The 21,990-nt window shown below is 74.7% G+C and carries 17 protein-coding genes and 3 pseudogenes; 3 read left to right on the top strand and 17 right to left on the bottom strand.

The features are described 5' to 3' along the window. Positions 1-7: 7 nt before the first annotated feature. The 11 genes and pseudogenes from BJF81_RS01250 to BJF81_RS01200 form a co-directional block, all read right to left on the bottom strand. A complete protein-coding gene (locus tag BJF81_RS01250) occupies positions 8-1,597 on the bottom strand; it encodes an LLM class flavin-dependent oxidoreductase (RefSeq protein WP_075956829.1) in 1,590 nt (529 codons plus the stop codon). Positions 1,598-1,607: 10 nt separating this feature from the next. After that, positions 1,608-2,501 carry a VOC family protein gene (locus BJF81_RS01245; protein WP_075956828.1) on the bottom strand — a complete coding sequence of 298 codons (894 nt, stop codon included), beginning with the start codon at positions 2,499-2,501 and terminating at the stop codon, positions 1,608-1,610. 174 nt (positions 2,502-2,675) lie between these two features. Beyond that, entirely contained in the window at positions 2,676-5,507 is a 2,832-nt protein-coding gene (locus BJF81_RS01240; protein ID WP_075956827.1) for an aconitate hydratase, read from the bottom strand. Positions 5,508-5,631: 124 nt separating this feature from the next. Next, complete coding sequence (locus tag BJF81_RS01235) at positions 5,632-6,933, bottom strand: class I SAM-dependent RNA methyltransferase (RefSeq protein WP_075956826.1); 1,302 nt, start codon at positions 6,931-6,933, stop codon at positions 5,632-5,634. After that, on the bottom strand, positions 6,930-7,616 hold the full coding sequence (locus BJF81_RS01230) for a DUF3159 domain-containing protein (protein ID WP_075956825.1): 687 nt from the start codon (positions 7,614-7,616) through the stop codon (positions 6,930-6,932). Before BJF81_RS01230 ends, BJF81_RS01235 begins: the two co-directional genes overlap by 4 nt. Before the next feature lie 301 nt (positions 7,617-7,917). Then, positions 7,918-8,487 (bottom strand): annotated as a pseudogene (locus BJF81_RS18835) (DUF3710 domain-containing protein); the annotation flags it as partial. A gap of 85 nt (positions 8,488-8,572) precedes the next feature. Continuing rightward, positions 8,573-9,085 carry a dUTP diphosphatase gene (dut, locus tag BJF81_RS01220; protein WP_075956823.1) on the bottom strand — a complete coding sequence of 171 codons (513 nt, stop codon included), beginning with the start codon at positions 9,083-9,085 and terminating at the stop codon, positions 8,573-8,575. A 100-nt stretch (positions 9,086-9,185) separates the two neighbouring features. Then, the gene (locus tag BJF81_RS01215) at positions 9,186-9,485 is read right to left on the bottom strand and encodes a DUF4193 domain-containing protein (RefSeq protein WP_075956822.1); all 300 of its coding nucleotides are present in this window, start codon (positions 9,483-9,485) and stop codon (positions 9,186-9,188) included. A 158-nt stretch (positions 9,486-9,643) separates the two neighbouring features. Then, entirely contained in the window at positions 9,644-10,549 is a 906-nt protein-coding gene (locus tag BJF81_RS01210; RefSeq protein WP_075956821.1) for an inositol monophosphatase family protein, read from the bottom strand. A 193-nt stretch (positions 10,550-10,742) separates the two neighbouring features. Beyond that, positions 10,743-11,579 (bottom strand): annotated as a pseudogene (locus BJF81_RS01205) (ferrochelatase); the annotation flags it as partial. A gap of 251 nt (positions 11,580-11,830) precedes the next feature. After that, positions 11,831-12,670 carry a trimeric intracellular cation channel family protein gene (locus tag BJF81_RS01200; protein ID WP_083663911.1) on the bottom strand — a complete coding sequence of 280 codons (840 nt, stop codon included), beginning with the start codon at positions 12,668-12,670 and terminating at the stop codon, positions 11,831-11,833. 94 nt (positions 12,671-12,764) lie between these two features. Here BJF81_RS01200 and sepH point away from each other — a divergent pair, with 94 nt between their 5' ends. Continuing rightward, a complete protein-coding gene (gene sepH / locus BJF81_RS01195; protein ID WP_075956820.1) occupies positions 12,765-14,219 on the top strand; it encodes a septation protein SepH in 1,455 nt (484 codons plus the stop codon). Positions 14,220-14,238: 19 nt separating this feature from the next. Here sepH and BJF81_RS01190 read toward each other — a convergent pair. From BJF81_RS01190 to BJF81_RS01170, 5 genes and pseudogenes are all read right to left on the bottom strand, one after another. Beyond that, a pseudogene (locus BJF81_RS01190) lies at positions 14,239-14,960 on the bottom strand (thymidine kinase). Between the two features lie 80 nt (positions 14,961-15,040). Then, positions 15,041-16,042, bottom strand: coding sequence for an alkaline phosphatase family protein (locus BJF81_RS01185; protein WP_237769946.1), 1,002 nt, complete (start codon positions 16,040-16,042; stop codon positions 15,041-15,043). Between the two features lie 189 nt (positions 16,043-16,231). Continuing rightward, a complete protein-coding gene (locus BJF81_RS01180) occupies positions 16,232-16,810 on the bottom strand; it encodes a DUF5998 family protein (RefSeq protein WP_075956819.1) in 579 nt (192 codons plus the stop codon). A 79-nt stretch (positions 16,811-16,889) separates the two neighbouring features. After that, positions 16,890-17,606 carry a spermidine synthase gene (locus tag BJF81_RS01175; RefSeq protein ID WP_075956818.1) on the bottom strand — a complete coding sequence of 239 codons (717 nt, stop codon included), beginning with the start codon at positions 17,604-17,606 and terminating at the stop codon, positions 16,890-16,892. A gap of 43 nt (positions 17,607-17,649) precedes the next feature. Then, entirely contained in the window at positions 17,650-20,316 is a 2,667-nt protein-coding gene (locus tag BJF81_RS01170; RefSeq protein WP_075956817.1) for a bifunctional acetate--CoA ligase family protein/GNAT family N-acetyltransferase, read from the bottom strand. 85 nt (positions 20,317-20,401) lie between these two features. On the opposite strand from BJF81_RS01170, the gene BJF81_RS20655 reads away from it, so the two are divergent. Next, the gene (locus BJF81_RS20655; protein WP_342447039.1) at positions 20,402-20,806 is read left to right on the top strand and encodes a nitroreductase family protein; all 405 of its coding nucleotides are present in this window, start codon (positions 20,402-20,404) and stop codon (positions 20,804-20,806) included. Next, the gene (locus BJF81_RS20650; protein WP_342447038.1) at positions 20,782-21,042 is read left to right on the top strand and encodes a nitroreductase family protein; all 261 of its coding nucleotides are present in this window, start codon (positions 20,782-20,784) and stop codon (positions 21,040-21,042) included. The genes BJF81_RS20655 and BJF81_RS20650 overlap by 25 nt, the downstream gene beginning before the upstream one ends. On the opposite strand, the gene BJF81_RS01160 is transcribed toward BJF81_RS20650, so the two are convergent. Further along, a complete protein-coding gene (locus BJF81_RS01160) occupies positions 20,983-21,987 on the bottom strand; it encodes a PfkB family carbohydrate kinase (RefSeq protein WP_237769945.1) in 1,005 nt (334 codons plus the stop codon). The genes BJF81_RS20650 and BJF81_RS01160 overlap by 60 nt on opposite strands. Positions 21,988-21,990: the final 3 nt, after the last annotated feature.

Genomic DNA, 21,990 nt, shown 5'->3' with positions numbered 1-21,990 from the left:
CCCGGTCTCAGCCGAAGCCGTGCCGGGCCAGCGGGCCGACCAGCTCGCGCTCCTCGTAGGAGAGGTGGGACAGCAGGGTGTCGGTGAGCAGGTCGACGCTGCGGCCCAGCTCGTCGAGCGCGTCCCGCGCCCCCTGCCCGTAGCCCTCCTCGTCGACGAGGGCGACCAGCGCGCGGTCGAGCCGGTCGAGCACGTCGGCGATCACCTCGTGCTCCTCCTCCAGCCGGTCCAGCACCGGGGCCAGGCCGGGCTCCAGGCGGCGCAGGTGCGGGAAGACCGACCGGTCCTCCAGGGTGTGGTGCCCGGTGACGATCCGGCAGTACGACTCGCAGAACGCCCCCAGCGTCCAGTTGTTCTGCCGCATGGCCATCGTGTTGACGACCGATCGCGCCTGGCCCACCTGCAGGTGGCCGCGACGGACCTGGTCGACGACGTCCCGGACGGAGGCCAGCTCGCCGCGCAGGTGGTCGTGGATGTCGATGAGGTGCTGGGGCAGGGCCAGCCGTTCGGTGGAGTATGCCGCCGGCTCCCCCTCGGGCGCGGGCGCGCTGGGACGGGAGTCCTCGTCCCAGGCCAGCTCGCCGGTGAGCCGGGTGCCGTCGTCGGGGGTGGGCGTGATGCCCGGCGGGACCGTGCCGTCGACGGCCGGGGCGCCGGACCCTGCCGGGACCGTGGTGACCCCCGGTGCCGGGTCGCCGGCGCCGCCCGCGGCGGTCGCGGACCGCTCGGCCTGCACCAGCTCGCGCAGCGCCGGACCGACCTCCTGGCCGAGCGTCCTGACGGCCCCGGGGTCGTCGGTGGCCAGCACGAAGGTGGACATGCCGTGTCCGAGCACGAGGTCGGCCAGCTGCTCGGCCCACTCCGACGGACCGCCCTGGAGCAGTCCGCCGCCACGGCCGAAGCGGCCGTGGACGTTGTAGAGCCGGACGACGTCCTGCGGCGCCCTCCCGGCCCGGGCCGCCGCCTCGTCGATCCTGGCGTTGGCCGCGCCGAGCCTCTCCGGCGGCAGGTAGCCCAGGCTCGGCAGCCAGCCGTCGGCGAGCCGACCGGTCACCCGCAGCATCCGCGGGCCGTAGGCGCCGATCCACAGGGCCGGGTCCCCGGCGGGCGCCGGGCCGGCGTGCAGCCCCTTGACCCGGTGGTGCTCACCGTCCACGTGCACCGATCCCTGCCCGCGCCATACCTGGCGGACCACGTCGACCGCCTCGACGAGCGCGTCGACGGCCTCCCCCGGGCGTCGACGGGGACCCCCGGCGGCCACGATCCCGTCCCAGAACGCACCGGCGCCGAGCCCGAGGTCGGCCCGGCCGCCGGAGAGCAGGTCCAGGGTGGCCACCGAGCGGGCCAGCACGACGGGCGGCCGCAGCGGCAGGTTGGCCACGTTGAGCCCGAGCCGGACGTGCGTCGTCCGGGCGGCGATCCAGGACAGCAGGGTCCAGCTGTCCAGGTGGGCCGCCTGGTAGGGGTGGTCCTGGACGGTGACCAGGTCGATCCCTGCCGTGTCGGCCAGGATCCCCAGCTCCACGGCGCGGTGCGGCTCGGCCGCCGCCGGGGTCGGGAACACCCCCAGCCGCACCTCGTGGCCGTAGTCGGGCACGGTCGGCCGTTCAGGCCCCGGCGACCCGGACGTGGAGCCGGTTGGCCCACGGGTCCTCGAAGGTCACCGTGCGCCCGTCGTCGGCGCTCTGCACGCCGTGGTGGCGCATCCGCTCGGTCAGCGCCCCGACGTCGTCGGGGGTCGGCAGCTCGATGTCCACCTGCCCCAGCCCCAGCGTGGGGAAGCGGCGGCCGGCGCCCCGGCTGTTCCAGACGTTCATCGCCATGTGGTGGTGGTAGCCGCCGGCGCTGACGAACAGGGCGGCGCCGCCCCACTCCAGGGTGGTGTCGAAGCCGAGGGTGTCGACGTAGAAGTCGCGGGCCGTGCCCACGTCGCCGACCGACAGGTGGACGTGGCCCACGACCGCCGGGCCGGCGTCCGGACGCGCCAGGCCCTCGGGGGTCAGGTGCTCCCAGAGGAAGGCGTCGGCGTCGAGGAGGCGGTTGTCCATCTCCACGCGGCCGTGCACCCAGCTCCACTGCGTCCGGTCCCGGTCCCAGTAGAGCTCGATGCCGTTGCCCTCGGGGTCGTCGAAGTAGAACGCCTTGCTGACCAGGTGGTCGGCGCTGCCGGTGTAGGGCGCGCGCGCCTTGGCCATCGAGGCGACGGCGGCCGCCAGGGCCGCCTGCGTCGAGAAGAGGATGGCCGTGTGGAACAACCCCGCCGACCCGGGGGCGGCGTGACGCAGCTGGGGGCGGTGGCGCAGGGCGACGACCGGGGTGCTCCCCCGGCCCATGGTGACGACGTCGCCGTCCTCGGCGAGGACCTGCAGGGTGACGGCGTCGCGGTAGAAGGCGGTCATCCCCGCCAGGTCGGCGACCTCGAGGGTCACCGGGCCCATCGCGGTGTCGGCGGCCAGCCGGTCCTGCCGGACGGTGGCGGGCGTGGTGGTCGGGTCGGTCATGACGGCTCCTCAATGCGTGACGTGTCACCTAGTCTAGGGCACCTCCCCCTCGGGTGTCCAGCCCGGACGTCCGGTCGGTGCGCGGAGGCCGGGCACGCCGACGCCCCCGCCGACCGGGTGGTCGACGGGGGCGTCGGGCGTGGCGGCGACCCGCTCGGGGCCGCTCCCGCGACGTCAGGCGGCGCTGCCCACGAGGGAGCGCAGCACGTACTGCAGGATCCCGTCGTTGCGGTAGTAGTCCGCCTCGCCGGGAGTGTCGATGCGCAGGACGGCCTCGAACTCGACCGTCTCACCGCTCTCCTTCTCGGCGGTGACGGCGACCGTCCGCGGCACGGTGCCCTCGTTGAGCGCGGTGACCCCGCTGATCGAGAAGGTCTCCGTGCCGTCCAGGCCGAGCGAGTCGGCGTTCTGACCGGCCGGGAACTGCAGCGGGAGCACGCCCATGCCGATGAGGTTGGACCGGTGGATGCGCTCGTAGGACTCGGCGATCACGGCCTTGACGCCCAGCAGGCGCGTGCCCTTGGCGGCCCAGTCGCGGCTGGAGCCGGAGCCGTACTCCTTGCCGGCCAGGATGACCAGCGGCGTCCCGGCGGCGGCGTAGTTCTGGGCGGCGTCGTAGATCGTCGTCTGCTCGCCACCGGCGGTGAAGTCCCGGGTGAACCCACCCTCGACCCCGTCCAGCAGCTGGTTCTTCAGCCGGATGTTGGCGAACGTGCCCCGGATCATCACCTCGTGGTTGCCGCGGCGCGAGCCGTAGGAGTTGAAGTCCTTCCGCTCGATGCCGTGCTCGGCGAGGTACTTGCCCGCGGGGCTGTCGGCCTTGATCGCGCCGGCCGGGCTGATGTGGTCGGTGGTGACCGAGTCGCCCAGCTTGGCCAGCACCCGGGCACCGGAGATGTCCTCCACGGGCGCCGGCTCGGCCTGCATGCCCTCGAAGTACGGGGGCTTGCGCACGTAGGTCGACCCGTCGTCCCAGGCGAACGTGTCGCCCTCGGGGGTGGACAGCGACCGCCAGCGCTCGTCGCCGGCGAAGACGTCGGCGTAGTCCTCGGTGAACATGTCCCGGCTGATCGAGGAGGCGATGGTGCGCTCGACGTCCTCCGGGGCCGGCCAGATGTCCTTGAGGTAGACGTCGTTGCCCTCCTTGTCCTGGCCGAGGGGCTCGTTGTCGAAGTCGAAGTCCATCGTCCCGGCCAGGGCGTAGGCGATGACCAGCGGCGGGGAGGCCAGGTAGTTCATCTTCACGTCCGGGTTGATCCGGCCCTCGAAGTTGCGGTTGCCCGACAGCACCGAGACGACCGCCAGGTCGTTCTCGTTGACCGCCTCGGACACCTCCTCGATGATCGGGCCGGAGTTGCCGATGCAGGTGGTGCAGCCGTAGCCGACCAGGTGGAAGCCGAGCGCCTCCAGGTAGGGCCACATGCCGGCCTTGTCGAAGTAGCCGGTGACGACCTTGGACCCCGGCGCCATCGAGGTCTTGACCCACGGCGGGACCGTGAGGCCCTTCTCGACGGCGTTCTTGGCCAGCATGGCCGAGGCCATCATCACCGAGGGGTTGGACGTGTTGGTGCATGAGGTGATCGAGGCGATCGCCACGTGGCCGTGGTCGATCGTGGCCTGCTCGTCGTCGATGGTGATCTCCACCGGGTGGCTGACGCGCTCGATCTCGGGCCCCACGTGCTCGACGTGGTGCGGGTGGCCGTTGCCGTGGTCGTCGTCGCGCGCGTCGTGCGAGGGGGCGTCCGAGGCGGGGAAGGTACCCTCGAGCTCGCGGTCGACGTCGCTCTCGACGGTCACCCCGCCCTCGGTGTAGTTCTCCAGGTCGGCGGCGAACTGCTGCTTGGACTCCGACAGCGCGATCCGGTCCTGCGGGCGCTTCGGCCCGGCGATGGAGGGCACCACCGTGGACAGGTCCAGCTCCAGGTACTCGCTGTAGCGCGCCTCGGCGTTGCCCTCGGGGTCGTGCCACATCCCCTGCTCCTTGGCGTAGGCCTCCACGAGGGCGACCTGCTCGTCCGAGCGGCCGGTCAGGCGCAGGTACTCCAGGGTGACCTCGTCGATCGGGAAGATCGCGCAGGTGGAGCCGAACTCGGGGCTCATGTTGCCGATGGTGGCGCGGTTGGCCAGCGGCACCGCCGCGACGCCGTCGCCGTAGAACTCGACGAACTTGCCGACCACGCCGTGGTCGCGCAGCATCTCGGTGATCGTCAGCACCACGTCGGTCGCGGTCGCGCCGGCGGGGATGGAGCCGGACAGCTTGAAGCCCACCACGCGCGGGATGAGCATCGAGACCGGCTGGCCGAGCATCGCCGCCTCGGCCTCGATGCCGCCGACGCCCCAGCCCAGCACGCCCAGGCCGTTGACCATCGTGGTGTGCGAGTCCGTGCCGACGCAGGTGTCGGGGTAGGCCTGCAGCTGGCCCTCGACCTCGCGCGTCATGACGGTGCGGGCCAGGTGCTCGATGTTGACCTGGTGCACGATGCCGGTGCCCGGGGGGACGACCTTGAAGTCCTCGAACGCGGTCTGGCCCCAGCGCAGGAACTGGTAGCGCTCCCCGTTGCGCTCGTACTCGATCTCGACGTTGCGCTCGAAGGCGTCCTGGCGCCCGAAGACGTCGATGATGACCGAGTGGTCGATGACCAGCTCGGCCGGCGCCAGCGGGTTGATCTTCGTCGGGTCGCCGCCCAGGTCCCCCATCGCCTCCCGCATGGTGGCCAGGTCGACGATGCAGGGCACGCCGGTGAAGTCCTGCATGATGACGCGCGCCGGGGTGAACTGGATCTCGGTGTCCGGCTCGGCGTCCTGGTCCCAGCCGGCGAGGGCGTTGACGTGCTCGGCGGTGATGTTCTTGCCGTCCTCGGTGCGCAGCAAGTTCTCCAGCAGCACCTTCAACGAGTAGGGCAACGTCTCGGCACCCTCGAGCCCGCCGATGCGGAAGATCTCGTAGCTCTGGTCACCGACCTCGAGGGTGCCCTTGGCACCGAAGCTGTTCGGGTTCGTGCTCAACGTCTCGCTCCTTCGCTCGGCGGCTATTTATCTTGACGTCAAGATATCTCACGGGCCGTGGCGCGGGCAAACCTCGACACGCCCACCGTCCGCCCCCCATCCTGCCGTATGCCCTCCGGGCCCGTCAGGTGGGCCGTGGGCGCAGCAGGGCCAGCGTCTCCACGTGGTGGGTCATCGGGAAGGCGTCGAGGGCGCGCACCTCGACCAGCTCCAGCCCCTCCTCCGCAGCGGTCCGCACGTCGCGGGCCAGCGCGGCGGGGTCGCACGCGACGTAGACCACCGCGCGGGGCCGCAGCGCGGCGATCCCGCGGACGACCTGCGCCCCGGCGCCCGACCGCGGCGGGTCGAGCACGACCAGGTCGGCCCGCTCCCCCGCGGCGACGAGGTCCGCGACGGCGCGCTCGGTGGGTGAGGCGAGCACGCTCGCCCAGGGGCGTTCGCCGAGGTTCCCGGTCGCCGACTCCGCCGCGCCCCGGTCGGCCTCGACGGCCAGCACCCACCCGTGCGACCCGACCCGGTCGGCCAGCGGCCGGGCGAAGAGGCCGACGCCGGCGTAGAGGTCGAGGACGCTCTCCCCCTCCTGCGGGTCCAGCCAGTCCAGCACCTGCTCGACGAAGGTGGCGGCGGCACCCGGGTGCACCTGCCAGAACCCCCGGGCCGAGACCGCATACCGGTCCGGACCCACCTGCTCCTGCACCGTGGGCACCGGCCCCCGGGGACGGAGAGGGGTATGCGGCGCCCGTCGCCCGCCGCCGCCGCGACGGCGGCCGCCACCCCGTCCGCGTGCCCCCTCGTCCCCGGCGACGAGAGGGACGACGACCGGGTCCCCCACCGAGGGGGCGACCACGTCCAGCGCGGCGACGCCGCGGGGCGCGGCCCGGTCCAGCACGCCTGTGCCGACGACGCCGGGGGCCGCGATGAGGCAGTCCCTCAGCGGCAGGACCTCGTGGGAGCGGTGCCGTCGCAGCCCCACCCCGTCGGGGCCGACGGCGAACTCGACGCGGGTGCGCCACCGCAGGCCCTCCTCGTCCCCGGGCACCGGCTCGCAGACGACGTCGACGTCCGCGACGCCGCCGAGCCGGGCCAGCTGCTCACGGACGACGGCGGCCTTGAGCCGACGCTGCTCGGCGACGTCGACGTGCTGCAGGTCGCACCCGCCGCACCGGCCCGGCCCGGCGTAGGGGCACGGCGGGGCGACCCGGTGGGGGGAGGCCTCGAGCACCTCCACGGCGTCGGCGTGGGCAAACCTGCCCCGGGGTCCCAGACCGGTCACCCGGGCGCGGACCCGCTCCCCCGGCAGGGTGTGCCGCACGAAGAGGACCTGGCCCTCGTGCCGGGCCACGCAGTGCCCGCCGTGCGCGACCGCACCGACGTCGACGACCACCTCGTCGCCGACCGCCAGCCCCGGAGGGCGGTCCGCGGTCACGGCAGCGCCCCCGGCGTGGTGCGGGCACCCGTCCCGTCGTCGGTCTGCGGGGTCCGTCCGGTCGCCAGCAGCCAGCCCATGACGACGACGGCCAGCAGGTAGGCCGGCCAGCCCAGGCCGATCTTGGCGACCCCCAGCAGGGCCACCTCCCCGGCCAGGTACAGCGGCAGCATGACGGCGACCCGCAGCGCGAAGAGCGCCACGAGCACCCAGGTCAGCCGGGAGGCCACCCGCACCAGCCCCCGGTCGCGGCGCCACGCGGTCGGGTCCTGGGCGTACTCGGGATCGCCGATCCCGACGACGAACCCGACGAGGGGCCAGCGGGTCAGGATGGACACGAGCGCCCCGACGAGGTAGAGCCCGCTAAGCAGGATCCCCGGCAGGAAGGCGTCCTCGGCCTGGCCGGAGCGCAGCGCGAAGAAGGCGGCCAGCGCGGTGGCCAGGACGGCAGAGGCCAGGAAGCGCCACGACCCCCCGACCATGAGACGGATGCCGCCCAGCAGCAGCAGGACCGCGGCCGCGGCCCACACGGCCGTGCGCACCTCGTCGACGACGAGCCAGGTGACGACGAACGCGACCGTCGGCAGCGCCGTCTCCAGGGAGCCGTACCAACCGCCCAGCGCGTCGCCGATCCGCTGCCGGATGACCTGCTCGACGGTGGCCTCGACGTCGGGTGCGGTCACCGGAAGTCGGGGTTGATCGGGGCCCGGGGGGTGTCGGCGCGCTGCGGGTCGCCGGAGGGGGCGCGGTGGCGCCCGCCCTCGGGCGCGCGGCGGCCTGCCGGGCGGACGGGGCCTCGGGGGCCGCCGGGCCGCCGGACCCGGGCTGGCCGCCGGGCCGGGTGCTGATGCCCGTGAGCCGGGTTGCGTCGGCGGTGCGCAGGAGCTGGGTCTGGGTGGCGGCCTTGGCCGCGGCGGCCTTCTGGGCCGCCTCCTTGCGCGCCTGCGCCTGCTTGGCCGCGGCCTCCAGCAGGCCGGCCGGCGCGGTCAGCTCGAGCACCTCGCGGGGCGGACGGGGCTCCTCGCCCCGCCGGACGACCACCCTGCGGACGAAGGCCAGGATCGGACGCAGCTGCGCGTCGTCGGCCGCGGCCGGCCCGTTGACGACCACCCGCAGGAACCATCGGGGTCCGTCCACCCCGAGGAAGCGGGCCGGCTGGAAGGCCACCCGGCCGTCGGGGGCCCGACCGGGCATCCGGGCGCGCAGCTCCTTGCCCATGACGCCGTCGACGGCCTCCGCGGCCCCACCGGCCTCCACGATCCCGCGGGCGATGTCCGGGCGCAGCTCGTCCCACAGGCCGGTGGTCCGGGGGGCGGCGAACACCTGCAGCTGGACCTGGGAGGCCCCGAAGGTCAGGGTGGCCCCGACCACCCGCCCGGAGCCCTGCTCCAGGTCCAGGCGCATCTGCATACCCGCCTGGGCCGGCAGGCGCAGCGCGCCCAGGTCGAGGCGGCCGTCCAGCGCGGACCACTCGGTGATGTCGTAGGGGCCGTCGCCGGCCCGGTCCCACTCCCGGTCGACCCCCGGCTCGCCGTCGGCCGGCTCGGGGCGCACCGAGGTCTCCACGACCTCGTCCTCGGCGAGGAGGTCCTCGTCGGAGAGGCGTTCGCGCTTCTTGCCAAACAGTGCCACGGGCGGGTCAGTCCTTCGGGTCGGGGTCGGGGACGGGGGAGGTCGTGGTCGCGCGGGCACCCCAGGTGCCGGTGGACCCGTGGCCGCCCTCGCCGCGCTCGGAGGCCGGCAGCTCGTCGACGACCTCGAAGACGGGGCGCACGACCTCCTGCACGACCAGCTGGGCGATGCGGTCGCCGCGGCGCACGGTGAACGGGACCTGCGGGTCGGTGTTGAGGAGGTTGACGAGGATCTCGCCCCGGTAGCCGGCGTCCACGGTGCCGGGCGCGTTGACCACGGTGATCCCGTGCCGGGCCGCCAGCCCCGACCGGGGGTGGACGAAGCCCGCGTGCCCCGGTGGCAGGGCCAGCGCCACGCCGGTCGGCACCAGGGCCCGCTCGCCCGGGGCCAGGGTCAGCCCTTCCCGGGCGTGCAGGTCGACCCCGGCGTCGTCCGCACGGGCGGCGGAGGGCACGGGCAGCTCCGTGTCCAACCGGCGCAGGAGCACGGGGACGACGGGGGGCGCGGGTGGTGTGCTCATCGCTCTCGAGGGTACGCCCCGGCCACCGTGGTGGCCGAGGCGTCGGGACCCTCGGGGTGCGCGCGGGCGCCGGTCGGGGTCCTGGGCGGACCCGTCGGGCTCAGGCCGCGCACTCGGTGCAGACCGGCAGCCCGCCGACCTCCTTGGCCAGCTGGCTGCGGTGGTGCACCAGGAAGCACTTCGAGCAGGTGAACTCGTCCTGCTGACGGGGCAGCACGTGCACCGACAGCTCCTCGTTGGACAGGTCGGCCCCCGGCAGCTCGAAGCCCTCGGCCTGCTCGGTCTCGTCGACGTCGACGCTGCCCGAGGACTTGTCGTTGCGGCGAGCCTTGAGCTCCTCGAGCGAGTCCTCGCTCAGCTCGTCGTCGTTCTTGCGGGGGGCGTCGTAGTCGGTCGCCATCCTCGTCCTCCTCGGCTCCGGCGGAATGCGTCGTCAGCGGTGCAGAACGCACGGGCCGCCGGATTTGTGCCCGACGACGGCGCTCGACCGTCACGTGCGTGTCGGGCGGATTGTGCCCTATCGAGGGCCTCCGCGCCAACAGCCCCCGCGTCGGCCGCTCAGCCGCGCCGGAGCAGGCGCTCGACCTCGGCCCGGACGGTGGCGTGCGCGGCCGGTCCCCCGGCCACGACCATGGTCTCCGAGGGCGGGTCGTCGGCCCCGAGCCCGGTGACCACGCCCCCGGCCTCGGCGACGACGAGGGCGCCGGCGGCGACGTCCCACGCGTGCGTCCCGACCTCGTAGTAGGCGTCGACCCGGCCGGCCGCGACGTGGCACAGGTCCAGCGCCGCGGCACCCAGCCGGCGCACGTCCCTGACCCGGGGCAGCAGGTCGGCCACGACCCGCGCCTGGTCCTCGCGCACCTGCCGGTCGTAGGCGAAACCGGTCGCCAGCAGCACCCCTGCCAGGTCCCGCACGTCGCTGACGCGCAACCGGGCCGGGGCCTCGTCGGCGTGGTCGCCGGCCGGGTCGGACCGGCGCAGGCGGGCGCCGCCACCGGCCCGGGCCGAGAAGACCTCGCCGGTGCGGGGTGCGACCACCGCACCGGCCACCGGGCTCCAGGCCCCCGGCCGGGTGGGGTCGCCCACGACCACGGCGAGGGAGACGGCGTACGCCGGCAGGTCGTAGAGGTAGTTCACCGTCCCGTCGATCGGGTCGACCACCCAGGTGAGCCCCGAGGTGCCGCCGGTGACCCCCTCCTCCTCCCCCAGCACGCCGTCGTCGGGCCGGGCCTCGGCGAGACGACGGCGCACCAGCGCCTCGCTGCGGGTGTCCATGAGGGTGACCACGTCGAGGTCGGTCGACTTGGTCCGGTGGACGTCGACCGCGCGGGGACGCTCGTCGCGCACCAGCCGTCCCGCCTCGACCGCGATCCGGACGGCGAGCTCCTCGAGCGCCGCCCGCTCCTGCTCGGGGACGACGGAGGGGTCGGGGGCGGACGGACGGTCGGCGGCGTCCTCGGCCACGGTCAGTCCATCCCGCAGGCGGCGCGCCGGTCGACCCGCAGGTTGGGGCAGCACCCCGGCAGGCAGGTCGAGGGCCGCGGCCGCTCCCCCGGCCAGGTCGGCCGGACCGGCTGCCCCCCACGCGCTCGGCCGCCCGCTCCAGTGCCAGGTCGACCAGGCCGGAGACGAACTCGGGGTCCGTGCCCACCGTCGGCACCCGCAGCAGGTCCAGGCCCAGCTCCTCGGCGGTCTCGACGGCCTCGGTGTCCAGGTCGAAGACGACCTCCATGTGGTCGGAGACGAAGCCGATCGGGGCGAGCACGACGTGCCGCACCCCCCGGCCGGCCAGCTCGCGCAGGTGGTCGTTGACGTCCGGCTCCAGCCACGGCTGGGAGGGTGGGCCGGACCGGGAGCAGTAGGTCAGGTCGTGCCCGAGCTCGGTGCCGAGCGTGGCCGAGACCTCCTCGGCGACCGCGGCGGACAGCTCCAGGTGCTGGCGGGAGTAGAGGTGGCCCTCCTCGTCGCCGGGTCCGGACGTCTCGTCCATCGCCAGCGGCAGGGAGTGGGTGACGAAGACCAGGTGCGGGGCGACCCCGGTGCGCTCCATCATCTGGCGGGCGCCCTCGGTGACGATGCGCGCGTTGGCCCGGGAGAAGCCGGGGTGGTTCCAGTACTGCCGGATCTTGTCGACGTCGACGGTCCGGCCCTCGGTGGCCAGCGCGTCGACGGCGGCGGCGATGTCCTCGCGGTACTGCCGGCAGGAGGAGTAGCAGGAGTAGGCGCTGGTCGTGATCGACAGCAGCCGCGTCATCCCCTCCTCGTGGGCATCCCGGACGGTGTCGGTGAGGAACGGCTCGGAGTTGCGGTTGCCGAAGAGCACGGGCAGGGTCAGCCCGCGCCGCTGCAGCTCCTCCTGGAGCGCGGCCACGAGGGCCCGGTTCTGGTCGTTGATGGGGCTCTTGCCGCCGAAGTGGTGGTAGTGCTCGGCGACCTCGGCCAGGCGCTCGTCCGGGATGCCGCGCCCGCCGGTGACCCGTCGGAGGAAGGGCATGACCTCCTCGGGGGCCTCCGGGCCGCCGAACGAGGTGAGCACGACCGCCTGGTAGGGGAACAGGTCGTGCTCCTCGGCCTCGGCGAGGCTCTCCTCGAGCTCGGCGACGACCTCGTCCTCGGCGGCGGTGGCGGGCGTCCCCCCGGTCCCGGCGGCGGGCTCGACGGGGCCGCCTCCCGGGGTCACGGGCTCGGGTGCCGGGCCGTCGGGCATCGGGCGGCCGGGGTCGGACGGGTCGGCGGTGGGCTGGCTCATCGGGAGCTCTCCTCGGGAGGTGGGGGGAGGTGGTCGGAGGGTCGCCCGTCGGTGCGGGCGGGCAGGTCGGGGGGACGGTGGTCCGTGGTCGCGGGCCCGGCGGGACCCTCGCGCCGGCGCACGGTATGCGGTCGCGCCGGTCGGTGGTCCTGTCCGCGGCGGACCGTGGGCAGGGTGGGCAGGTGCAGCCGGGTGGGCACCTGGAGGTCGAGGACGATCGCGGTGATGCGCAGGCCCAGCACGAGGGCCACGGCCCCCCACACGACCGCGACGCTGAGCACCTCGAGCCGTGAGGCCACGACGACGGTGGAGGCGCCCAGCAGCGCGGGCACGGCATACACCTCGCGCCGGAGGACCTCGGGCACCTGGCCGACGAGCACGTCCCGGATCGCACCCCCGCCGACGGCGGTGAGGACGCCCACGACGATGCAGGCCAGGGGCGGCGCGCCCAGGATGAGGGCCTTCAGCGCACCGGCGACGGAGAAGACCGCCAGCCCGACGGCGTCGAGGTACTTCACGGCCTGGCCGATGACGCCGAGCCGGAGCCGCGGGCGTCTGCGTCCCAGGTCGACGACGACCGGGTAGACCGCGACGACCGCCAGTCCCGCCAGCAGCACCGTGATGATGTACCGGGGCTCGCTGATGCCGACGGGGGGCACGTCGCCGAGCAGCAGGTCCCGCAGGATGCCGCCGCCCAGACCCGTGGCCCAGGCCAGCACGGCCACCCCGAACAGGTCCAGGCGGGCACGCACGCCGACGAGCCCGCCGGAGATGGCGAACGCGAAGATCCCGACGAGGTCGAGGGCGAGCCGGAGATCGGCGGGGGCGGTCAGCATGACGCCCACAGCGTATCCGCCGGGCGGTCGGCGGCGGCGTGCGGCGGCGTGCCCTGCGCCCCGGCCGACGCCCGGGATGGCACAGTGGTGAACCATGCAGCAGCTGCAGTTCAAGGACCTCGACGAGGGGGGACGTCTCGTTCTCGTGGGCGAGGACCAGACGCACTACGTCGTGACCGTCGACGACCGTCTCCGCGCGGCGCTCCGCGCCCGTCCGCACCACCCCTCGCCCGAGCACGGGACGACCGCGGCGGCGACGCCGCGGGAGGTCCAGTCGATGATCCGGGCGGGACAGACGGCCGAGGAGGTCGCCTCCGGCACCGGGTGGGAGCTGGCGCGGGTGCGCCGGTTCGAGGGTCCGGTGCTGGCCGAGCGCGAGCACGTCGTGGGGCTGGCCAAGGCCGCGCACGTGCGGGCCGCCGGCCGCACCGACGGCTCCCACACCCTCGAGCGGCGGGTCCGCGAGCGCCTGCAGGCCCGCGGCGTGCAGCCGCAGGACGTGGGGTGGGACGCCGCACGGACCGAGGCGCACGGCCCCTGGACGGTCCAGGTGACCTTCCTGGCCGGGGGACGCGGGCGGCGCGCGGTCTGGCACTACTCCGTGTCGGACCGGTCGATCGAGGCGCTGGACGACGAGGCCCGGTGGCTCAGCGAGGACGAGCAGGCCCTTCCCGGGGGGCTGGCCGGCAACCCGTTGCTGGGGCCCAGCACGGCCGAGGACGAGACGGCCGACCTCATGGCGACCATGCGGGAACGGCGGCAGCGGCGCGGCCGCCGGACCCGTCGGCCCGAGACGGTCGAGGGGGACGCCACGCACGTGCCCGGTCAGCAGGCGATGCCCGACGAGGTTCTTCCGCTGGAGGACCTGCGCTTCGACCCGGACACCATGGGCGACCCGCCGGCGGCCCATCCCCGCGGCTCGGCGCCCGAGGCGCCCTCCCCCGTCCACCCTGCGGAGGAGGAGAGCCACGAGCCCGGCGGCCCGGACGAGGAACCTGGCGGGCCGGACGAGGAGCCCGAGGAGACTCCCGGACGCGCAGGACGGCAGGGGGGCCGCGGCGGACGCCGTCGTCTGCGTCTTCCCAAGCTGCCGACCCCGGTCGGCGAGCCGCAGGAGGACGACCTCCACGACGAGGAGAACCCCGACCTGGCCTACGCCCGCCGGGGTGACCCGCAGGAGGTCAGCTTCGAGGAGTTCTTCGGCACCGACGACGAGGGCGACCCGGTCGACGACGACGTGGTCGACCTCGACGACGAGCAGCTCGCCGACGACGAGGTCGACCTCGAGGACGACGAGCTCGCCGACGACGAGGTGCTGGCGGGGCCGGTGCCCGACGACGAGCCGGAGGCCGTCGACGTCGAGGCCCCTCCGGAGCCTCCGCAGGACGCCCCCGGCACGACGGACGGGGGCGACGACGTCTCGGACGGTCCGGAGGTGGTCCCGGCCGACGACGGGTCGGCCACCACGCCCCGCCGCAGGGCGAAGGGTCGACCGAGCGTCCCCAGCTGGGACGACATCATGTTCGGCGCGGCCGACCGCAAGCGCTGAGCGGCCGACCGCGCCCGGGTCAGCCCGCCGGGGGTCCTGCCCGGCCGTCCGGGGACGGCTCGGCCGTGCCGGGGAGGGCGCACAGGTCCAGGTCGAAGGGCAGGACGTCCGGGGACAGGGACTGGGCGCGGGCGGCCGAGGAGTTCATCCGCCGCATGTAGTGCCGGCGGCAGAGCATCTCGTACTCCACCGTCGGCACCTGGCCGGTCTCCCCGGTGACGTCGCCGACGACGACCTGCTCCCCCTCGACGACCATGACCCCGTCGACGACCCGGGCGTGACCGTGGCCGGCTTGCCGCACCAGCACAGGGCGCGCACCTGGAGCTGCTCGGTGCGGTCGGCCAGTTCGATGAGGCGCCGCGACCCGGGGAAGAGCTCGGTGCGGAAGTCGGAGGTGATCCCGAAGGCGAAGACGTCGACGTCCATCTCGTCCACGAGCCGGGCCAGCTGCTCCACCTGCACGGGCGTGTAGAACTGCGCCTCGTCGCACACCAGGTAGTCCACCCGTCGGCCCGCGGTGACCTGGTCCACGACGAACTCCCACAGGTCGAGGTCGTCGTCGACCTCCAGCGCCGGCTTGGTCAGCCCCAGGCGGGAGGAGAGGACGGCCTCCCCGGAACGGTCGTGCTGGGTGAACAGCAGCCCGGCGCGACCGCGGCTGGCGTGGGTGTGGTCCATCTGCAGCGCGAGGGTCGACTTCCCGCAGTCCATGGTCCCGGTGAAGAAGACGAGTTCGGCCACCGGGGCAGTCTACGAGGGCGCCGCGGCGGTCCCGTCCGGGTGCGATCCTCCGCGCGGCACCGGCCCGCAGGTGCGCGACGTCATACCGGGTGGACCAGGAGGGGGACGGCGGTCTCGGCGTCGGTGACCGACCCGTGGTGCCCCCGCAGGGCGAGCACCTGGGGCCGCAGCAGACGGGAGTCCAGGACGGTCGTGGCGTCGAGCATCACGGCCACGACCTCCCCGATCCGCTGCTCGTAGCCGGCCCGCACGGGGCCGAACCAGCCCGCCTCGACGGCCTCCTCACGGGTGAGGACGAGGGCGGAGCCCCCCAGCTCCTCGGCCCAGATCGTCACGACGTCGACCACCCGCCCCGGCTCGCACCAGACCTGCGGCGCCCGCGGCTCGCCGGCCAGCACCCGGACCCCGGCGGCCAGCACGTCGTCGTAGGCCAGGTCCCGGCGGGAGGCGTGCGGTGCGTCGACCATGCCGTGGTCGGAGGTCAGCACGACGACGGTGCCGTCGGGGGCCCCGGCGGCGACCTCGCGGACGAATGCGTCCATCTCCTCCAGCGCCTCGCCCCACTCGACCGACCCGGGCCCGTGGACGTGCCCGGCCTTGTCGACCTCGTCCCAGTAGGCGTAGACGAGGCTGCGGCCTGCCGGGCCGGCACCGGCCAGGGCGCCGAGGACACCCGCAGCCCGCTCCCCCGCGTCCTCGGTCGGGACGTAGCCGCCGCCACGCAGGGCGACCCGGGTGAACCCGGAGGTCTCGAACAGGGGCCGCGAGACGGTCGTCACCGACACCCCGGCGGCCTCCGCGTGCTGCAGCAGTGTCGGGTGGGGCTGGTGGACCTCCGGCTCCGGCCCGTCGCGCCAGCCGAGGTGGTTGAACAGCCGGCCGTCCGGAAGCACCGTCTGCCAGCCGACGATCCCGTGCCCGCCGGGCGGCAGACCCGTGCCCAGGCTGGTCAGGCTGGTCGCCGTGGTCGAGGGGAACCCGCACCGGGCGTCCGGCGTCGCCGCCGTCATCGACCGCAGGAAGGGGGCGTGCCCGGCGCGACGCTTCAGCTGCCGGGCGCCGAGGCCGTCGACGAGGACCACGACGACGTGGCGCGCAGGGGGGCAGGGACCACGTCGGGGCGGGTATGCCGTCGGGCAGCTCGACCCCCAGCGCCCCCAGGGCGGCGGGCAGGACCGAGGCCAGGCCCTCGCCGGGCGCGGGCGGTCGGTAGAGGTCCCGCGCGGCGGCGACGGCCTCCGGGCGCACGTCCGGCGCCGGGACGGGCGTGCTCACCGGCCGAGTCGGGCCGACAGCTCCTGGGCGAAGGTCAGCGCGTGCTCGAGCTGCTCGACGCCGTCGGCGTCGGCCGACACCCGCAGCGAGATGTCGTCGGAGGAGACCGTGCCCTCGTAGCCGTGGTCGCCCTCGCACTGGGGGTCCTCGCACAGCGCGGGCAGCAGGTCCAGCCGCGAGACCGCGCCCCAGCCCAGGGTGAGCGTCACCGCCCGTCCGTCCAGGGACCCGTCGTAGTTCTCCGGGTCCGCCACGACGTGGGTGAGCATCACGCCGCGCACCGCCCGCAGGGGCACCGTCTCGCTGGTGGCGGTCGCCATCCGCTGGCGGTCGGGACCCTCGTGGTCGTCGGCGTGCGCGATGACCAGGCGGCGGTCGGTGAGCACCAGCACGGTGAGGTGGTTGCGCACGGCCTGCTCGTCGAAGGTCGTCTCGGCGTGCACCAGGTGGCTCACGACCTGGTCCCGCCCGACGGCCGTGAGCACGACGTCGTGGACGACGGCCGGCAGGTAGCCGGCGCGGTCGATGTCGGCGACGAGCTGTTCGGGGAGCGGGGACCTCAGGCGACGGACCATGGACCCATGGTGCCACCTGCCGACGTGCGGGACGGACCGGCGCCGGTCCGTCCCCGCGGACGAGGTGCCCCCGGGCTCCTCACTCCTGCCGGGTCGCCAGGTAGACCGTGTTGGCGGCCGTCCGCCCCTGCAGGGGGTTGGGGAACTCGACGACCTGGGCGGCCACGTCGGTGAACACCGCCCGCAGGACCTCCAGGTAGTCCGCGTCCGGCGGGTCGTCGGACCACAGGGCGTAGACGCCGCCGGGGCGCAGGTGCCCCGCCAGCGCCCGCGTCCCCACCGGCCCGTAGAAGCCGGTGCTGCCCTCGGCCAGCGCGTGCCGGGGCGAGTGGTCGATGTCGACGAGGACCGCGTCCCAGCCGCTGCCCCCGCCGGACGGGTCGAACCCCTCGCCGGCGGCCATCGCGAAGAAGTCCCCGTGGACGAGCCGGCACCGGGGGTCGGCCGTGAGCCCGGCCCCGAGGGGCACCAGGCCCTGCCGGTGCCAGTCGAGGACCGGCTCGAGGGCGTCGACGACGACGAGGTCGGCCACCCCGTCGTCCTCGAGCACGGCCCGGGCGGTGTAGCCCAGGCCGAGCCCGCCCACGACGACCCGCAGACCCTCGCCCTCGAGGCGGGCGAGGGCCAGCCGGGCCAGCTCCTCCTCGGCCACGGTGAACAGGCTCGACATGAGGTACTCCTCGCCGAGCTTGACCTCGTGGACCTCCGTCCCGGTCACCGGCTCCCGCCGTCGCCGGAGGCTGAGCTCGCCGATCGGGGTCTGCGCCCACGCCAGCTCCTCGAACCGTGCGGCCACGTCCGTCCTCTCCTCGTGCGGTCCGGGGCGGGTGCGCCGTCCGTCAGGACGACATCGCGCGCCGTTCGGCGTCGGTGCGTGTGGGCGCGGGCGCGACGTGCACGCGGGCCCCCAGCACCTCGATGCCGTCCTGGTGGGCCATCACCGGGTTGAGCCGCACGTGCGCCAGCTCGGGGTGGTCGTCGGTGAGCACCGACACCCGGGCGATCAGGTCGTGCAGGGCACCGTGGTCGACCGGCATGGCGCCCCGGTACCCGTCGAGCATGGGCGCCGCCTTGATGGAGCCGACCATGTCCTCGATGTCCACGTCGGTCATCGGCGGGAAGCGGTGGGCCACGTCGCCGAGCAGGTCCACGGGCAGGCCGGCCACGCCGAAGCCTACGACCGGGCCGAAGAGCGCGTCCTCGGAGGTGTTGATCTCCACGGCCACCCCGGGGGGCGCCATCTGCTGCAGCGCGATGCCCTCGGCGCCCAGGGGGCGCACCAGGGCGTCCAGGTCCCGGTATGCCGCGCCCACCGCCTTGGGGTGACGCAGCCCCGTGCGGATCCACCCCTGGCCCGGCTGGTGCTGCAGGAGCGGGGAGGTCGCCTTCATGACGACGGTGCCGCGCATCTTCTTGTACGCGTCGACCGCCTCCTCGTCGGAGCCGACGGCGACCGTGGGCCACACGTCGATGCCGTAGGCCGACAGCAGCGCGTCGGCCTCCTCGGGCGTCAGCTCCCGCCCGGCCGGCTCCTGCGCCAGGACCGTCTCCAGCACGTCGTGGGCCGCGCGCCGGTTGATCCCCTCGGGACGCACCCGCTCGCCGCGGTCGCTGCGGCGCCAGTCGGCATACCGGCTCGCCGCCGCCAGCGCGCGCACCCCGTCCTCGGGGGTGGGGTAGACCGGCAGCCGCCGGGTGGCCCCGACCCCGCGCATCCCCAGGAAGGTGGCCACGCACGGCTTGTCCGACCGGTCCACCGCCTGCTCGACCGCGTCGACGACCTCAGGGTCGATCTGGGCGACCGGCGGGATGAAGCAGGCGATGAGGGCGTCCACGGCCGGGTCGGCGAGCGCCTGCTCGACCACCTCCCGGAAGGAGTCGGTGCGCGCCTCCGCGGTCACCGAGACCGGGCCGTGGGTCACCTCCAGGCCCCACGAGACCGCCGCGTCGGCGGCCAGCGAACCCAGCGCGTCGCTGTTGGTCACCACCCCGACCCGGCGTCCCGCCGGCAGCGGCTGGTTGATGACCAGCTGGGCCACGTCGAAGAGCTGGTGCAGGTTCTCGACGCGGATGACCCCGGCCTGCTTGAGCATCTGGGCGAAGGCTTCGGGCCGCTCCTGGGTCGAGCGCACCCGGTGCCCCCGCGGGGTGGCGTACTTGCCGCCGCCGACGCCGGACTTGACCACGACGACCGGCTTGATGCTCGACAGCTTGCGGGCGATCCGGGAGAACTTGCGGGGGTTGCCCATCGACTCCAGGTAGAGGCCCACGGCGGAGGTGGCGTCGTCGTCGAGCCAGTACTGCATGAGGTCGTTGCCCGAGATGTCCACCCGGTTGCCGGCCGAGGCGAAGGTCGAGATCCCCAGGCCCCGGCGCTGGGCGGAGGCCAGCACCGCCACGCCGAGCGCGCCGGACTGGGCGAACAGCCCCAGGCTGCCGTGCGGCGGGACGTGCTCCACCGAGGCCAGGGTGGCGTTGAGGGAGACCTCGGGGTCATTGTTGATAAGGCCGAAGCTGTTGGGGCCCAGGACGCGCATGCCGTAGCGCCGGGCCCGTTCGAGCAGCTCGCGCTGCCGCTCCTCCCCCTCCGGACCGGACTCGGCGAACCCCTCCGAGGCCACGACGAGGGTCTTGACCGACGCGTCGGCGCACTCGTCGACGATCTGGAGCACGTCCGGTGCGGGCACGGCGATCACGGCCAGGTCGACGCCCCCCTCGACGTCGCGCACCGAGGCCACCGACTCCAGGCCCTCGATGAGGGTGCCCGGCTCGGCCCGGTTGTTGACCGCGTGGAGGCGCCCGCGGTAGCCGCCGGCGACGATGTCCTCGAGGAAGACCCGGCCCACGGTGTCCGGCCTTCGGCTGGCGCCGATGACCGCCACGGAGGAGGGGTGCAGCACCTGCCGCATCGACCGGGCCTCGGAGCGGTGCTCGCGGCTCATCCGTACGGCCCGGGACTCGTCGGTGGGCTCGATGTCGAAGGCCACCGCGATGACGCCGTCGTCGAACTCGTGGGACACCTCGTAGCCGGCGTCGCGGAAGACGCCGATCATCTTCCGGTTCTGCGGGAGCACGTCGGCGACGAACCGGCGCACGTCGTCCTCCCGGCCGATGTCGGCCAGGTGCTCCAGGAGCACCGACCCGATGCCGCGGCCCTGGTGGTGGTCGGAGACGTTGAAGGCGACCTCGGCCACCGGGCCGTCGGGCTCGAGCCGGTCGTAGCGGCCGATCCCCACGAGCTTGTCGCGCACGGTCATCACCAGGGCGACCCGGTCGTGGTAGTCGACGTGGGTGAACCGGTGGACGTCCTTGTCCGAGAGGCGTTTGATGGGCGCGAAGAACCGCAGGTAGATGGACTCGTCGGACTGGCCGGCGTGGAACTCGTGGATGGCCTCGGTGTCGTCGGGCCGGATCGGTCGCACGTGCGCGACCATCCCGTCGGACAGCACGACGTCGGCCTCCCACTCCTGCGGGTAGCCCGGGGGCAGCGGTGCCGGCTCGGTCATGCGTCCATCATGGCAGGCCGGTCCGTCACGGGGCGGCCGGGTTCGGGTCGGTCCTCGCCCGGGCGGCCGTGCCACCATGCGGGGCATGGAGCTGGGAGAGGTCCTGCGACGCCGGCGGATGACCCGGGAGTTCGACCCCGACCGTCCGGTGCCCCCGGAGGTGCTCGCCCGGGTGCTGGACCGCGCCCGGCGCGGCCCCAGCGCGGGCTTCAGCCAGGGCACCGACCTGCTCGTGCTGACCCGCCCCGCCGACCGCGACCGGTGGTGGGCCGCCACGGTGCCGGGCCGGGCAGACCCGGGCTTCGTCCCCGACCGGTGGTTGCGCGGCGTCTCGAGCGCGCCCTGCCTCGTGGTCCTGCTGTCCTCCCCCGAGGCCTACCTGGACCGGTACGCCGAGCCCGACAAGGGACGCACGGACCGGGACGCTGCGACGTGGCCGGTGCCTGGTGGGACGTGGACACCGGGATGGCCGCGCTGCTGGCGCTGCTGACGGCCGTCGACGAGGGGTTGGGAGCGCTCCTGCTCGGGGTGCCCGGCGACCGCTGGGACGTGGTGCGGGCGGCGTTCGGGATCCCTCCCGACCGCCGTCTGCTCGGCGTGGTCGCGCTGGGGTATGCGGTGGCCCGGCCGCCGGGAGGTTCCGCCCGGCGGCCGCGGAGGCCCCTCTCAGAGGTCGTGCACGACGGGCGGTTCGGCGTGCCCTGGGACGGTCCCGCGGCCCGGTGACCCGCCGGGGCGGTCCTCGTCCCGGTCGGGGGAGGCCAGGAAGGCGTCGACCTCGGCCCGCGTCGGGGCCGTCGCGGGTCCGCGGCGGGTCACCTTGATCGCGCCGGCGGCGTTGGCCCGCCGGGCGGCCGTGACCCAGTCGGTGCCGAGGGTCCGTTCGGCGCAGAGCACCCCCGTGTGGGCGTCCCCGGCACCGTTGGTGTCGACCGGGACCTGGGGGAACCCCGGCACCGTGGTCGTCGCGCCCTCGACGTGGAGCACGCACCCGTCCGCGCCGTCCCGGACCACGACGACGGCACCCTCGGGCAGGTGCCCGGCCACGGCACCCGCGGCGGCGGCGACGTCCCCCACCCCGGTGAGCTCCTTGGCCTCGAGCGCGTTGGAGGTCCACACCTGGGTCAGCGCCAGCATCCGGGCCCGGTCCTCCCCCGGCATCTCCGCCAGGGCGGCTCCGGGGTCCAGGACGACCTGCACCCCCTCGGGCAGCCCCTCGAGCCACTCCAGGAGCGGCTCCCTCGTCGGGGGGTAGAGGCTGTAGCCGGTGACGCAGACGACGTCGCCGGGGGCCGGGCCGCTGCGGGCCAGGGAGTCGACGCTGATGCGGCGCTCCGCGCCGTAGGTGGTGATGAAGGTGCGCTCGGCGGTGGGCTCCACCAGCACCACGCAGATCCCGGTGTCCTCCCCGGGCACGGGCGGGTCGGCCAGGTGCACCCCCTCCGCCGTGAGGGCCCGCCGGACGAGGTCGCCGTTGGGGCCGCTGCCGTGGGCCCCCGCGTGCACGGCCCGGGCCCCGGTGCGGGCCGCGGCCAGCAGGATGCTCACCGCTCCCCCGGCGTAGCGCTGCGAGGAGTGCGCGTTGACGTTGCCGCCGCGGACCGGCAGACCGCCGACCTCGAGCACGACGTCGACCAGCGCCTGACCGGTGTGGATCACCCGTGATGTCACCCG

Source organism: Ornithinimicrobium sp. CNJ-824 (genome assembly GCF_001942405.1).
Lineage (GTDB): Bacteria > Actinomycetota > Actinomycetes > Actinomycetales > Dermatophilaceae > Ornithinicoccus > Ornithinicoccus kibberensis.
The sequence above is the reverse complement of the archived record's forward strand: the minus strand, read 5'-3'. Positions and strand labels throughout refer to the sequence as shown.